The organism is Streptomyces sp. RKAG337, assembly GCF_023701715.1.
In the GTDB taxonomy this organism is placed as follows: Bacteria; Actinomycetota; Actinomycetes; order Streptomycetales; family Streptomycetaceae; genus Actinacidiphila.
On the sequence record NZ_JAJOZA010000001.1, the window covers coordinates 4,582,228 to 4,597,333 of the forward strand.

7 protein-coding genes and 1 pseudogene are annotated in these 15,106 nt (G+C 68.4%); 4 read left to right on the forward strand and 4 right to left on the reverse strand.

The genetic code is table 11. The features are described from left to right. The first annotated feature begins 161 nt into the window (after window positions 1-161). Window positions 162-758: an LPXTG cell wall anchor domain-containing protein gene (locus LNW73_RS20380; protein WP_250990889.1), complete on the forward strand. Its 597-nt coding sequence runs from the start codon at window positions 162-164 to the stop codon at window positions 756-758. 84 nt (window positions 759-842) lie between these two features. On the opposite strand, the gene LNW73_RS20385 is transcribed toward LNW73_RS20380, so the two are convergent. Beyond that, on the reverse strand, window positions 843-4,832 hold the full coding sequence (locus LNW73_RS20385; RefSeq protein WP_250990890.1) for a hypothetical protein: 3,990 nt from the start codon (window positions 4,830-4,832) through the stop codon (window positions 843-845). Window positions 4,833-5,349: 517 nt separating this feature from the next. Here LNW73_RS20385 and LNW73_RS20390 point away from each other — a divergent pair. The 3 genes from LNW73_RS20390 to LNW73_RS20400 are packed head-to-tail and all read left to right on the forward strand — an operon-like array spanning window position 5,350 to window position 13,158. Further along, entirely contained in the window at window positions 5,350-12,339 is a 6,990-nt protein-coding gene (locus LNW73_RS20390) for an RHS repeat-associated core domain-containing protein (RefSeq protein ID WP_250990891.1), read from the forward strand. A gap of 15 nt (window positions 12,340-12,354) precedes the next feature. Further along, a complete protein-coding gene (locus LNW73_RS20395; RefSeq protein WP_250990892.1) occupies window positions 12,355-12,624 on the forward strand; it encodes a MafI family immunity protein in 270 nt (89 codons plus the stop codon). 33 nt (window positions 12,625-12,657) lie between these two features. Further along, window positions 12,658-13,158, forward strand: a complete 501-nt coding sequence (locus LNW73_RS20400; RefSeq protein ID WP_250990893.1) for a hypothetical protein — start codon at window positions 12,658-12,660, stop codon at window positions 13,156-13,158. 95 nt (window positions 13,159-13,253) lie between these two features. Here LNW73_RS20400 and LNW73_RS36410 read toward each other — a convergent pair. From LNW73_RS36410 to LNW73_RS20410, 3 genes and pseudogenes are all read right to left on the reverse strand, one after another. After that, window positions 13,254-13,724 (reverse strand): annotated as a pseudogene (locus LNW73_RS36410) (DUF5753 domain-containing protein); the annotation flags it as partial. Between the two features lie 15 nt (window positions 13,725-13,739). Further along, window positions 13,740-14,438: a helix-turn-helix domain-containing protein gene (locus LNW73_RS36415; RefSeq protein WP_308407695.1), complete on the reverse strand. Its 699-nt coding sequence runs from the start codon at window positions 14,436-14,438 to the stop codon at window positions 13,740-13,742. A 344-nt stretch (window positions 14,439-14,782) separates the two neighbouring features. After that, a complete protein-coding gene (locus LNW73_RS20410) occupies window positions 14,783-14,971 on the reverse strand; it encodes a hypothetical protein (protein ID WP_164299236.1) in 189 nt (62 codons plus the stop codon). Window positions 14,972-15,106: the final 135 nt, after the last annotated feature.

Here is a 15,106-nt window from a genome sequence, read left to right on the forward strand (position 1 = left end):
GCCATATGACGCTAATTCCGGCATTCCGGTTGGAATGACCTTGACGCTGCCGGGAATTATGGGAAAGGTGTTGCGCGGCATGCGTATGACCGGGACGTGAGTTGCCGTCCTGTCCATAGCTGCTCCACATACGAAGATCCGCTACTGGGGGTAGTTACCAGATGAGCAAGAAGAACACTCGGCTGCGCGTGGCTCGCATAGCCGCCGCCGCAGTCATCGCTGCGGGCGCGTCCTTGACCGCCGTGGGTGTGGCTCAGGCCGTTACCGTCGATGTCACCGTGAACGCCACGGACGACCCGACGCAGCCGCCGACCGACCCTCCGACCACGGACCCGACGCAGCCGCCGACGGAGCCTCCGACCACGGAGCCGACGACGGAGCCGCCGACCACCACGCCGACGACCGAGCCGACGACGGAGCCGCCGACCACCACGCCGACGACCCCGCCGACCACCACGCCGACGACGAAGCCGTCCACCCACACGCCGTCGACGAGCCCCACCACGGGCGCCCCGTCCAGCAGCACCGGCGGCACCGGTGGCGCCTGCACCCTCACCGGTGACAGCGTCGACTGCAACAACACCGGCACCGACAACCACAACACCATCCCGGTGGCCCAGGGCGACACGAGCCAGGAGCTGGCCAAGACCGGTTCCGGCGAGACCACGTTCCTGCTGGTCGGTGCCGCGACGATGATCGCCGGTGGCGTCGGCTTCCGCATGATGCCGCGCCTCACCAACCGGCGCACGGCTGCCTGATCCGGCCGCCACTAGTTCAGATACTGCAGGAGGGGCCCGGAGCGCGCAGGCGGCGCGCTCCGGGCCCCTCTCGTGCGTGGTGGATCAGGATGCGCCGGGGTACCAGTCCGGTCTCAGCACGTTGAGATCGAAGGCGGAGGCCACCGCCTGGCAGCCGTCCTCGGTCAGATTGACGTGATCCCCGCTGTCATAGTCGGCGGGAGCCGCTCCGGCGCCGAGTTTGAGGGCCGGAGGGTCAAGGGTGCTGGTCCCGTCAGGGACGGCCACGGCCGACTCGGCGTCGACGTTGTCGACGTACGGGGCCGTGATCTCCATCTGTTCGGAGATCCAGCTGTTGGTGTCGAGACGGTTGGCGTCCACCGCGTCAGTACAACGGGCGTAGCCGCGGCAGGGAGTGAGTGTGGTGAAGACGGTCTTGATGCCCCATGCCTTGAGCTGCTCGCGCAGGGTCTGGTAGGCGGTGAGAAGCGTGGTGTCGTCGGTTCCCACCAGGATGTCCTCAAGACCGCTGTTGACGACCACTGTCTTGATGCCCGGCAAGGACAGGATGTCGCGGTCCAGGCGGCTGAGCAGCGCGGGATCCACCCCCGGTCCGTAGTCCACGGCGACCTGGCTGGTCTCCATGCCGGAGGCCACGACCCCGAATGCGGGAACCCCCTGGGTGTTCGTCCGGAGCGCGGTGGCGAGAGCGCCGGAGAGACGCTTGGTTCCGGCGTGCACGGCCGTGGTGCCGGTGAAGTTCGGGTCGACCAGGCCGTCGCCGGTGACCGCCACCGTCGGCTGGTTTCCCGCGGTCGTGACGTCGATTCCGGTGAGCACGTCGGTCCAGTAGCCCCACATCGTGCCCGTGCCCGTGAACGCCGTGTTCGTGGTGTCGGCGGTGTGGTCCCCCGCGCCGACGGCGCTGACGTACATGTACCCGGACGAGGCCCAGGCGTGTTCCGGCAGGTAGACGACCTCGTTGGCCAGATGGAAACTGACCATGACGTTCTTGCCGGCGGTGACGGCGGCGGTGACCGGATCGCTGTAGACCTCGCCCCCGACGGGGATGGTGACCGAGTGACTCCCGCCGTTGAAGGTGAGATCGCCGGGCACACCGTTCGGTACCGCGCCGGACGACTGCCCGGCGAGCGTGGTGTGGTCGATGGTCAGCGGGGTGAAGCCGAGGGCATTGGACAGCCGGACGCGCAGACCGGAGCCACTGACGCTCGGGGTGGCGGCGACCCGGAAGGTCATGTCCTTGAAGTTGCTGCTCGCGTAGTGGAACGAGCCCTCGGTGGGTGAACTCCAGGCCCCGGTCCAGGCGGCACCGTTGGGAGCCGTCGCGGTGTCACGTACGGCCATGCCGAAGATGTGCAGACCGGAGATCCGGCCGTTCGGCGCATCACTGACGTCGGGAAGCGAGACGGAGTCGATCGTCGCTCCGGGCCGCAGTGGGACGGCGAAGGCGTAGATCCTGACCGGTCCGTTCGTCTGGCCGCCCGGGGAGTTGAGGTGGGGGAGGGTGGCTGACGCGAGGAGCCCGGAGCCGAACTTCCAGTCCGGTGCGGAGAGGTAGTAGGGCGACGGGGTGGAGGAACCGCTGTAGGTGATGGATCCGGTGGGGGCCGTGCAGTCGGCCGGGAGGCCCCCGCCCTGCGCACAGTTGGTGCCGGCGATCGGGCTGCCGTCCGCGATGACGGGGCTCGTGTGATCCGCGGGATCCCGGTCGGCGGCCGTGTATCCATTCGTGGCGGTGGCCAGGAAGACCAGGGCCTGCCCGCCGGCGCCGTTCATCTGGATGGTCTGGTTCGCGGCCATGACGTTGTCCGGACTGCCGGAGCCGAAGGAGGGGAGGGTGAACGTGGCTCCGTCGACGGTGATCCTGCCGCCCGGTGTCCAGCCCACCGCCTGCAGATCCTGTGCGGACAGACTCTGGCCGCTGCCGTCGGCGTTGGCCGCGCCCGGGGTGGCGTCGTTGGAGACCGCCGTGTTGTTGAATGCGGCTTGCAGGCTCGCGAAGGCGCGCGGAGCGTGCCCCAGGGCGATGAACTCGTATGCGTACATCGCCGAGGCGTTGCCTGCCGCGTCGACCGCGTACGCCCACAGGATGTGGGTGCCGGGAGCGGGCGGGGTGACCTTGACGACAGCCGTGTTGCTGACCGCGCCCACGACCTGCTGGGCGGGCGGATTGCTGGTCGCCGGCTGGGCGTCGAGGGCGAAGACGAACTTCGCGGCGGTGTTGTTCGACGGCCCGGGGGTCACGCTGAGAGTGAAGGAGCCCTCGGTGCCCGCGGTGGCGCCCTGGGAGTGCTCAGGGTAGAGGCCATTGACCGACTTCACGGTCGGTACGTCCGGCTGGCGCTGATCGACGGTGAAGTGGCAGAGGGATCCGTTGCCGGTGGTGTCCCTGCCGTCGGTGGTGGTGACCTGCCAGTCGACGGTCGAACCGTCCTTGAGGCCCGCGATGAACGCCGCGGGCAGCTGGACGGGAGCCTTCTGACCGCTCGCCACGGTCGCGGAGGTGGCGGTGGCTTTGGTCGTGGCGCCGTTGACCCAGTAGGTGTAGGTGGCCGCCAGGGCGTCCCGGTCGGCGTCGCTGACGGTCGAGGTGAGCATCGGCGGGGTGGTCGCGACGGTCTTGCCGACAACCGGGTACGGCGTCCCGGTAGCGCACCCCAGAGCCATGGAGCCCACGTTCGCGGACAGTGCGCCCGGCACGTTCGGCACGTGGTTGTAGGTGATGCTCAGCGACGGATTCGGCGAGAAGCGCTTGAAGTACGTGCCGCTGGACTCGTCTCCGACCAGGGCGAACGTCCAGCTTCCCTGCGAGGCGGCGGCCGCTTTGGCGATCGACGCGGTGATCGGGTAGCCGTAGGAGGGCTGGCTGCTGCAGGCGGGCCCCCAGCTATGGGAGCCGAGGGTGCTGATACCTGCCGGCTTGCTGTTCCAGGTGGTGTTGGCGTTGAACGCGTTGCTCGACACGAGCGCCACGTTGGCGGAGGCGCTGCAACTCGACGAGGAGGCCTCCAGGACGTTCATCGTCGCGGACACGATATGGGTGCGCCAGACGCTCGACGGGATCGCGACCTGGAAGTACGAACGTTCCAGTCCGACGCAACCGGACCAGGTGTTGTTCCCTGCTCCCGGGTTGCCGTACTTGGTCGAGTCGTAGTTCTTCGCGGTCGGGCAACCCGACTGCACCTCGACGAAGTGCTGGCGGGAGCCGGAGGCCGGATGCGGATTCCAGGAGGGGTCGATGAAGAGCGGGTAGCGGGTGGTGGCGCCGGTCAGCAGTGTCCGGTCCGGTGTGAGGGCGATGGACGCGCCGCTCACCTTGGCGCCGATACGCGCTACTTGCGCGCCTCTGCCCGGTCCACGTGAACTGGACGCCTCGCTTCCGGGCGCAGGGTCCGCCGAGTTGGGTGCGGCGCCCTTCGGCCCCCCTGCACCGCTGCCCGAGGAGTCCCACATCTGCGGTTGGGGCGCGCTGAACAGCACCTGGCCGTCCGGTGCGATCGCCTGCAGGTTGTCGTGGCCGTCGTCGCCGACCGTTACGCCCTTCGTCCGGGTGGTCAGTTTCACCGAGGCCAGCCGCGGATCGGCGGCCGCTGTCGCGTTCTTGACGATCAGGACCTCGGTGAATCCACCGCGGGTGTCCGCGGTGAGCCGGAGGTCGACGCCGGGCAGCACCCCGGCGTACGTGATCTCGGATCCCGAGGTGGTGGGGGCCGGGAGCGCGGTCGGCCAGGACAGGGCCAGTTCGGCCGCGCCGTTCTGCATCGTGGCCAGCGGTCCCGTACCGCCTCCGGAGAAGGAGAGGGATCCGGACGCGGCGGACGGGCTGAACGATCCGTCGGTGTTCCGGGTCAGCCGACTGTCGACCGGGACCCATCCCTTGTTCTTCCGCACCCGTTCGGGCTGCGCGCTGGTGGTCCACGTGACGGTGCCGGAAGGGTTCGCGCTGACGGTGTCCGTCTCGCTGGTCAACGCGTCCACACCGACGGCCTTGCCGGTGGTCGCAGCCTGACGCTGAGCTACCTCGAGTGCCTTCTCCTGGGCCGTGCTGAGCCCCGAGCTCTGCTTCCGGACCATGCTGCCCAGCGGCTGGTCAGGGACCGGATCGGGGACGGCAGGCGCCGGTTTTCCCATCGATGTGGCGGCTCCGCGACTATCGGCGGAAGCCGTCGGAGCCGTCGCCAGGATTACTCCGGGTGATGCGGTGGCGATGAGCGCGGCGCATAGCAGTGTTGCTGTCCTGCGTCTGTGGAATGACGAACCGTGGTCCCGCATGCAGGCCCCCCATGGGCATGTCGGAATGGCGTTCTCGCTCCGGGACGGTAGCGATTCAATGCCGCGGGCAACAAGAGATTATTGGTAAAGATGCCGTCGCATCGAATAAGCACCCATGCCCCGGTTTTGCACTGTTGACAGCAGGTCAGGCGTCCCGTATGTAACTCGTCTTGGCGTTTTCTTTGCCATTGCTTAACTTCTTCAATAACTCAATAAACGTGTTCGCTGCTAGGTTCGCCGGGCTATCACTTCGAAGCGGGGGGTTTCGGTGATCAATCGGCCTTGGGCGCGCTCTGGATTCCGACGGCGCGGCAGAGCGATGATTTCCGCGGCATGGATCGTGTTCGCCTCCGCCCTGCTGCTTCTCGTCACCACCGCTGATCCGGCCACGGCCCTCGCATTCGATTCCGCAGGAAAGCGGAATTACGCCGTCACGCCGGACAAGGCGCATCCGGTGGACGTCACGCCGGTCGCGACACACCCCGTGAAGAGCCGGACGACACCGGCCTGGGACGCGGCGCACGCCAAGAAGTCCTGGCCGGTGGCCGCTTCGGCGGACGTTGTCCTGCCGGCGCCCGGATCGGCGTCCGCGTCGGCACCTTCCTCCGCAGCGGCCCCGACGGCTTCGGCATCGGCCGGCAGGACACCGGACCGGAGTTCCATCCAGGCCGGAGAACTGCCGGTGCGGGTATCGGCCCTCAAGGCTCCGGCCACCCCCGCAGGCAGTCCCACCGCACCCTCGGCCCGCTCCACCACTGCCGACCGGCCCGTCACCAAAGTGCGCGTGGCGATGGCCGGGCAGGACGCCGTCACCCGGGCCGGAATCGCCGGTGTCATGACGTCCGTGACCCGTACGGACGGCGGAACGGGCGGTTCGGTCCACCTCGCTCTCGACTACACGGCCTTCCGCGACGCGTACGGCGGCGACTGGGCCTCCCGCCTGCACTTGGTCCAGCTGCCCGGCTGTGCGTTGACCACCCCTGGTCTCGCGCAGTGCCGGACGCAGACCCCGCTGCGCTCCGCCAACGACGTCGGAACTGGCCAGGTCTCGGCGGACGTCGTGCTTCCCGCCGCGTCCGCCGGCGGATCCGCCGCTCCCGCGTTCCGTCCCGCCGCTCAGCCCGTCGTGCTGGCGGCCCTCGCGGGTGGCAGTGGCGGCGGCGGTACCTACGGCGCGACGTCCCTCTCCCCTTCGGGCCAGTGGTCGGCGGGAGGTTCGACCGGCGGGTTCTCCTGGTCGTACCCGATCGGACTGCCCGAGGTTCCGGGCGGCCTCAAGCCGTCCGTCGCCCTGAACTACGGGTCGCAGGGAGTGGACGGCCGGATCTCCTCCACCAACAGCCAGGCCTCCTGGATCGGTGACGGCTGGGACTACTCGCCCGGTTTCGTGGAGCGCGGCTACGTCTCCTGCGCCGACGACGCCGCGGGCGGCAGCCCCAAGACTTCCGACGAGTGCTGGTCGGAAGCCGCCGACTCGATCACCCTCTCGCTCAACGGCTCCTCCAACACCCTGGTCTACGACGACGCCAAGAAGACCTGGCACCCGCAGAGCGACAGCGGCGAGAAGATCTCGGTCCGGACGGACACCGTCAACGGCGACAACGACCACGAGTACTGGGTCGTGACCACGCAGGACGGCACCGACTACTACTTCGGCAAGAACCAGCTTCCCGGCTGGACCACCGGCAGCGCGGCGACCAACTCGGTCTGGACCGTCCCGGTCTTCGGCAACGACGCCAACGAGCCCTGCCACGCCGCGACGTTCGACGCCTCGTCCTGCCAGCAGGCGTACCGCTGGAACCTCGATTACGTCGTGGACAGCCACGGCAACGCGCTGAGCTACTGGTACACCCCGGAGACCGGCTACTACGGCAAGAACAACGCGACCACGCCCCCCACGTCGTACACCCGTAGCGGCTATCTGGCGAAGATCCAATATGGCCAGCGCGCCGGAAAGGTGTACGACGCCGCCTCGCCGGCCGCCGCCCAGGTGGTCTTCAGCACCGCCGAACGCTGCCTCCCCGTCACCGGTGTCTTCGACTGTGCCCCCGACAAGCTGACGGCCGCCAACGCGGCACGCTGGCCGGACGTGCCCTTCGACCAGAACTGCCCGTCCACCGGCAGCTGCGCCAACCACGGCCCGTCCTTCTGGACGACGAAGCGCCTGACCGGAATCCGCACCCAGGTGCTGGCCGGCACGAAACTGCTGGATGTGGACGCGTGGTCGCTCACCCACAGCTTCCCGGCCACCGGTGACACCACGACCCCGGCGCTGTGGCTGACCTCCATCACCCGCACCGGCCTGGCGGGCGGCGGCAGTGATCCACTGCCCCCGGTGACGTTCGAGAACCAGGTGTATGCCAACCGGGTCGACGGCAACGACGGCTACCAGCCCATCACCCGTCCGCGCATGACGACGATCAGGACCGAATCCGGTGAAGTGATCACCGTCAACTACAACGCGGCGCAGTGCCATCGCAAGGGCACGGTCGTCATGCCGGCGAGTCCGGCCACCAACACCCTGCGCTGCTATCCCTCGTACTGGACGCCACCGGGCCAGACCGCACCACAACTGGACTGGTTCAACAAGATCGTCGTCGGCTCCGTCACCGAGCAGGACCCGACGGGCGGCGGCCTTCCCAAGCAGGCGACGTACACCTACGGCACCGACGCCGCCTGGCACTTCAACGACGATCCGGGTACCGATCCCAAGTACCGCACCTACAACCAGTGGCGCGGCTACGGCCAGGTCGACGTGACCACGGGTACCGCACCCGAGAACATCACGCAGTCCCGGAGCACCTTCTTCCGTGGCATGGGCAAGAACCTGGGCAACAGCGCCAACTCCGACACGGTCAACGACGCGGACGCGCTGGCGGGCCAGACGTACGAGACGCTGAGCTACAACGGACAGGGCGGAGCCCTGCTCGCAGACACCGTCAACTACCCGTGGCTGGGGCCGGTGACGGCGACCCGGACACGCACCAAGGTCGGGCTCGACCCGTTGCAGGCGCGGCCCGCGGCGAACACCGCACGCACCCGCACCACCACGACCAAGGCGGATCACACAGCCCGCACCACGGAGACCGTCACCGACTTCGACGACGCCACCGGGCTGCCGGTCTCCGTCGACGACAAGGGCGACCTCTCGACCGCCGCCGACGACAAGTGCTCCCGCACCTGGTACGCCAAGGACGCCTCCGGAGGCACGCTGCCGCTGCCGCGCCGGGTCCAGACCGTCTCGGTCGGCTGCGCTGCCACCCCCACGTTCCCGCAGAACGCGGTCAGCGACGACCTGACCTTCTTCGACGGCTCCACCGACAACCTGGCCGTGCCCGGATTCGGTGACACCACCATGGTGCAGAAGGCCGACTCGGTGGCGGCCGACGGCACTCCGCACTACATCACGGCCCTGAAGTCGCACTACGACGCGTACGGCCGCCAGGACAGCGAGACCGACGCGCTCGGCCGCACCACCACGACCGTGTTCACGGCCGCCACCGACACCACCCCGCCCACCATCAAGGTCACCCGGCCCCAGGTCGCCGGGCAGTCAGCGGCGTTCACCACCACCACGACCCTGGACCCGGCCCGCGGCCTGGACGTGAAGACCACCGACGCCGCCGGCTACTCGACCACCAGCACGTACGACGCCCTCGGCCGGCTGACCGCCGTGTGGCAGCCCGGGTTCTCCACCAGCAACGGCCCCAACACCAAGTACGCCTACAACCTCAGGTCCACCGGGCCGTCGACGGTCACCACCCAGACCCTCAACGACCACGGCACCTACCGCACCTCGGTCGCGCTGGTCGACGCGCTGCTCCGGCCGCGCGAGACCCAGACCGAGACCGTCGACGGCGGCCGGGTCATCTCCGACACGGTGTACGACTCGCACGGCTGGCAGGTGAAGAGCGCCGGCCCGTACTACGCGACCGGTACACCGTCCGGCACCCTTGTCAGCGCCCCTGACAACCAGGTCCCGACCCAGACCGGCACCTTCTACGACGGCGCGGGCCGCGTCACCGTCTCCGCGGCGTACACCAAGGCATCCGAGACCTGGCGCACCACCACCGCCTATCCGGGCGCCGACCGCACCGATGTCACCCCGCCCGCCGGCGCCACTCCCACCTCGACGTACACCGACGCCCGTGGCAACACCAGCTCGCTGCTCCGCTACCACGGCGCCACGCCCAGCGGACCCGCCGACACCGCCACGTACACCTATGACGTGTCGGGCCGCCAGCTCACCCAGGACGACGGAGCCGGGCACACCTGGTCCAACACCTACGACCTGCTGGGCCGCCGGTACGCGCAGGACGACCCGGACACCGGTCACTCGACCTCCACGTACGACAACGGCGGACAACTGCTCTCCGCGACCGACGCGCGGGGCAAGAGCGTCAGCTACACGTACGACGAGCTGGGCCGCAAGACCGCTTCGTACGACACGACCGGCGGTGCGACCGCCTCGAGCGGCAACCAACTGGCCTCCTGGGCGTACGACTCCCTCAAGAAGGGGCTGCCGACCTCCTCGACCCGCTACGCCGCCGGCGCCGCCTACACCAGCAAGGTCGTCGGCTACGACTCGCACGGCTGGCCCACCGCGAGCGCGCTGATCGTGCCCTCCGAGGAAGGCGCCCTCGCCGGCACGTATGTCACACAGAACCAGTACAACCCGACCGGCACGCTGCTCTCCTACACCGACGCGAACCCTTCCACGAGCCTGCTGCCGCAGGAGACCGTGACCTACGGCTACGACGAGTTCGGCCGCCAGAAGAGCGCCGGCAGCACCACCCTGGCCGCCTCGCTGAGCTGGACGGAGTTCGACGAGCCGTATCAGTACACCCTGGGCGCCAGTGGCAACTTCACCCAGCAGACCTTCACCTACGACCAGCAGACGCACCGGGTGAAGGACTCGTTCGTGGTGACGGCCGCGGGCGCGAAGGTCGCCGACCAGACGACCTACGACTACCAGCCGTCCGGCAACGTCACCAGGATCCGCGACGGCCTCGGCGACGGCACCACCGACACCCAGTGCTTCACCTATGACTGGGCCCAGCGGCTCTCCTCCGCCTGGACCGCCACCGACGCCTGCGCGGCAGCGCCGGCGCCGGGTGCCGCCACCACGGTCGGCAGCCCCCTGGCCGCCCCGGCGTACTGGCAGTCCTGGACCTACGACGCCACCGGCAACCGGCGCTCCCAGACCGACCACGACCTGACGGGCGACGCCACCAAGGACTCCGTCTCCACCTACACCGAGGCCGCGGCGGGCAAGGGGCCGGCGCACGCCCTGTCCAATGTCAGCACGGCGGGTCCGGGCGGTCCGGCCGGCAACACCAGCACCGACTACACGTACGACAGCGCCGGAAACATCGCCACCCGCACCGCCCGCGCCGGCACGGACACCTTCACGTTCAACGACGAGGGCAAGCTGGCGGACCTGGCCAGGACCGGCACCGCCGGTTCCACCAAGTACCTCTACGACGCCGGCGGCTCGCTGCTCATCCGCCGCGACGCCGACTCGACGGTCCTCTTCACCGGCGACCAGGAGATCACCCTCAAGAACGGTGCCGCCAAGTCCGACGGCTCCCGCTACATCTCCCTCGGCGGCCAGACCGTCGCCGTCCACACCGCCGACTCCGCCGGCGAACGCGTCGCCTACTCCATCTCCGACCGGCAGGGCACCGCCCAGCTCCAGATCGACGCGGGCACCCAACAGGCCACCCGCCGCCAGTACAAGCCCTTCGGGGAGTCCCGCACCACCGCCGCGACCTGGCAGGGGACCCGCGGTTACGTAGGCGGCGAACAGGATGATGCCACCGGCCTGACCAACCTCGGCGCCCGCGAGTACGACTCCTCCGTCGGCCGCTTCCTCACCCCCGACCCGGTCCTGGTCCCCGGCGCCCCCGACTCGTGGAACGCCTACGCCTACGCCGGCAACAGCCCGGTCACCTCGTCCGATCCCTCGGGCCTGTGCCCGGCGGACCTGTGCGGAGTGGGTGTCCCGTACGCCGACGGATCGGGCCGCATCAACCAGAGCGGCCCGATCGATCCGGGCAACCCGGACGCCGGCTCCTGCCACAACGGCAAGTGCAGCCGCCCCGACGGCAATCCCGTCGGCAGCAACAAGGCCCGCGCCGCCGACGCGGCCCGCTCCCAGTCCGAATCCGCCGCCGCCGAGCGCGCCGCCGCCACCGCCCAGGCGGCAGCCACCGCCGCCCGCAAGTCGAAGCAGGGCCTGACCAGCCAGATCATCAACCTGGTCGGCGACCTCATCGGCTTCAACGACGCCAAGTCCTGCTTCACCGAGGGCGACGTCATGGGCTGCATCAACACGGCCCTCAACGCCGTCCCCTGGGGCAAGCTCTTCAAGGCGGTCAAGGTCGCCTTCAAGGCCTTCAAGGTCTGGCGCTCCCTGAAACGCGCAGAGACAGCCATCAAGGACGCCGAGGAAGCGGCCCGCGCGGCAGAAGACATCGTGAAGGCAGCGCACGCCCAGTCGGAAGCGCGCGAGGCGGTCGATGCGGTAGCGGAAGCCTGCTCCGTCCACAGTTTCACCGCCGGTACCGGCGTTCTCCTGGCGGACGGCAGCACCAAACCCATCGCCGAGGTCCAGCCGGGCGATGTGGTCAAAGCCACCGACCCGCAGACCGGCACGACCGCGTCGGAGCCGGTCCAGAAGCAGATCGTCACCACGGACGACACAGAGTTCACCGACGTGACGATCGCGGCGGCCCCCACAGGGCCGCCGTCCAACATCACCACCACCTGGCACCACCCCTTCTGGGACGCCACCCACCACCGCTGGACAGACGCGAAGAACCTGACCCCGGGCACCGAGCTGCAACAGCCGGACGGCACGACGCTTACGGTGCTGGCGGTCCGTAACTACCACTCGACGGACGTTACTTACGACCTCACGGTCGCGGACCTTCACACGTATTTTGTGCTGGTAGGGGTCGCTCCGGTCCTGGTGCACAATTGCGGGCCCGGGCGGGAATTGATCGGCGACGAGAGGTCGGACCATATTCTGGAAGGGCACGCGCATCCGGGCGCCCCTGGAAAGACTGTATTCCCTGAGAATTGGACTCACGACGACATACTCGATGCGGTAGCCGACGTGGCGACGAGTCCGAACAGTACGCGAGTATGGTCAAAGGGATCTGCGAAATTCGCTGAGAGAACCTTGCGGACCAGGAAGGGAGAGCCGGCGATTCAGGATGTCACGGGGGTTGTGAACGGCGTGAAGATCCTCGTGCGCTACGAGCCGCTCAACGATATCGTTCATACAGCTTTCCCGCTCTATTGAGGTGAGGTGCCGCTCGTGGGCCGACTGGACGACTTCTATGCTCGACGTTCGCTGGTGGTCCAGCTCTTGCGGGAATCTCCTATAACGTCCCCAAAGGTGCTTGCGAGCATCGATGTCCTGCTCGAGGCGGGCGAAGAGGTCGAAGCTTTCGACATGCTGTGTTCGTGGATCTATGAAGATGAACTTCCCATAGCCCGGGAGTACTATGCGCGAATCGTGGCCGCTGCTGACATGCTAGGGACTTCAGGTTCCGCGGAAAGACTTGAAGAGTTGCTCATCGATTGACGATTGTGGAATTCAGAATCTGCCGGGGACAAGGTGAGCACGCCGAAGGCGAGCGCCGGTCACGCGAAAGCAGACAAACTGGCGTGCCAGCCGTTCGCGGATCTGCTGAGTGTTTCGAGTGCGGTCGTGCCGCGGACGTTCGTGGATCGGAGCGTGGTGGAGGCGGGCAACCCCAAGGCGCCGGTCCGGTTGCGGCTCGTATCGTATGCGCCAGGGGACGCGGAGCGGGTGCTGGAGGCGATCACAACCGCGGTCGGTGCATGCGGGGGTGGGTTCAAGGCGTCGGACTCCGATGCCTCAACGCAGTTCACCGTGAAGGCGGATCCAATCGCCTATGGCGGCGAGGAGCCGCTGGGCGTGTGGCTCACTCCCGCCGTCGGCGGCGGAAAACTGCCTATCGACATCTGGGTGATCCGAACGAACGGGGTTCTCGCGTACTTCAGCACGGTTGATTTGCCCGAGGATCCGTATCGGGCCATGCCGACGGAGGTCGTCTCCGCCCAGGTCGGAAAGATGGCGGTCGCGGTCGGCTGACCGCGAAGTCCGCCGTTTCTTCTCGAGGCAGTCGCCGTGCTCCTGGGAGAAGGAGGACTTCTGCCATGCGATCGGGGCGGTCATCGAGGAACCCTTCAGAGTGTCCGGGCGACGGAGTGGATGAATTCCCGCGACGCGGCTTCGGTGAGTGCCAGCAATTCAACGGTGTCGAACAGAGTTCGGTAATGCTTGAGGTGAGCCGCGCGGTCGAGGAAGGTGACGCCGTGGGCGGCCTCGATCTGGACGGTGTCGAGTTGGGGGACCGGCCCGCCGGCGCAGAGCATCGCGTGACCTGAGCCGATGTGGCCTTCTGCGTCGAAGGAAATCACGAGCAGGGAGATGCCGGGTCGTTCGCCGAGCGTCAGCAGATATTCGAGCTGGGCGCGGGCGACTTTCCGGCCGCCGAAGCGCATTCGCAGAGCAGTTTCGTGGAGGATGGCCTCGTACGACTGGCCGGAGTCGCGCAGCAGGACCTCTCGGCGCTGCATTCGATGAGCGACCCGCGCTTCCAGTTCGGCCTGGGGGAGTTCGGGGATGCCGAAGCCGAAGATGGTGCGAGCGTAGTCCTCGGTCTGGAAGGCTCACGGGATGTGGGTGATCTGGATCGCCCGCAAGTAGTCGGTGTGGTACTCGAGCTCGGCCAGATCCAGAAGCGGCGCGGGAAGAACGCCCCGGTACTGCTCCCACCACCCCTGCCCGCGGTACTCGTTGGCGATCGAGACCAGTGAGTCGATGAGCGCGGTGTCGCCGCACGCGTAGAACGAGGCGAGACGACGGAGGCGCTCTTCGCTGACCCCGACGCGACCTGCCTCGATATGGCTCACCTTCGCCGGATCGGCGCCGAGCAGCCGGGCGGCGTCACGTGCCGTGACACCTGCGGCCTCGCGCATCGCGCGTAGCGCCGCACCAAGGGGCGCCTGGCGCGCCGTGGGGGTATTCCTCGGCGGCCAGGAACTCTCTCGCCCTGCCCGCACAGCGGAAGCGCACCCCGAGCTTCGCGAGGGGCAATGCCACCGCCGGGCAACGGCGTTCGCCCCCATCCCGTCCCCGCACGGAAGACGTGACGTTCCATGAATCCTCGGACCACTTCCGCCTGGCCGCCCGACGGCCGCGGCGACGTAACGCCGCACTCGTACTCGCTGTTCTGCCCGTCGCTGATCACCTCCCCAGCCATCGCCCGCGACTTCGTCGCCTCCGTGCTGCGGGCGCTCGGGTTGCACCGGATCGTCGACGCCGCCGTCGTGTGTGCGTCTGAGCCGATCACCAGTACCTATCGACATGCCAAGGACGCCGGGTCGTTGCTGTGGTTCGCCGTTAAGGCGGACTATGTCCGGATCGCGGTATGCGATGGGACCCCGGACCTGCCGGTCCTCGTCGCGGAGGGTGCGAGGAGGAGGGCGGCCGTGGCCCCTTGCTTGTCGCGGCGCTGGCGCACGGCTGGGGGGCGGTCGGCGGCGCACCGCTCGGGCCCGTGGCCGTGGAGGGCAAGGGCGTGTGGTTCACGCTCGCCCGGGCCGCGTAGCCGCACCGCGCCGTGCGGCGGAAATCGTGACTCCGGGGGACGAGAAAGGGGTCAGCGGTGTGTTCGCTGACCCCTATATACACGCCGGACGTGCCCGAACGGCTACGTGGCGTGTTCGACGACCAGGACGACGGCCAGCAGGGCCACCAGCAAGGCGATCAGGGCTGCCGGGGTCAGGGCGGACCAGGGGTTTTCCTGTTGGAGGCGGGCGCGGTTGGCGCGGCAGACCGCGCAGCGGCCCTCGCTGACGGGGCCGGCGCAGTTGGCGCACACCAGTCGGTCGGATGTCATGCCATCTCCTCCTCCGCCCGGTGAACGCGCCGGTAGGCCGTTCCGTTCCTCCACTGTGCCAGCTTCGGGCACAATCGGCGCGCCTAGCATGATTTCACGGGGTGACGTGCATGGCCCGATGCCTGGTTTGTCCCC

Coding starts and splice junctions, on each gene's coding strand:
- LNW73_RS20390 (WP_250990891.1), top strand. CDS start 5,350: ATGATTTCCGCGGCATGGATCGTGTTCGCCTCCGCCCTGCTGCTTCTC.
- LNW73_RS20385 (WP_250990890.1), bottom strand. CDS start 4,832: ATGGTCCGGAAGCAGAGCTCGGGGCTCAGCACGGCCCAGGAGAAGGCA.
- LNW73_RS20410 (WP_164299236.1), bottom strand. CDS start 14,971: ATGACATCCGACCGACTGGTGTGCGCCAACTGCGCCGGCCCCGTCAGC.
- LNW73_RS36415 (WP_308407695.1), bottom strand. CDS start 14,438: ATGTCGATAGGTACTGGTGATCGGCTCAGACGCACACACGACGGCGGC.
- LNW73_RS20380 (WP_250990889.1), top strand. CDS start 162: ATGAGCAAGAAGAACACTCGGCTGCGCGTGGCTCGCATAGCCGCCGCC.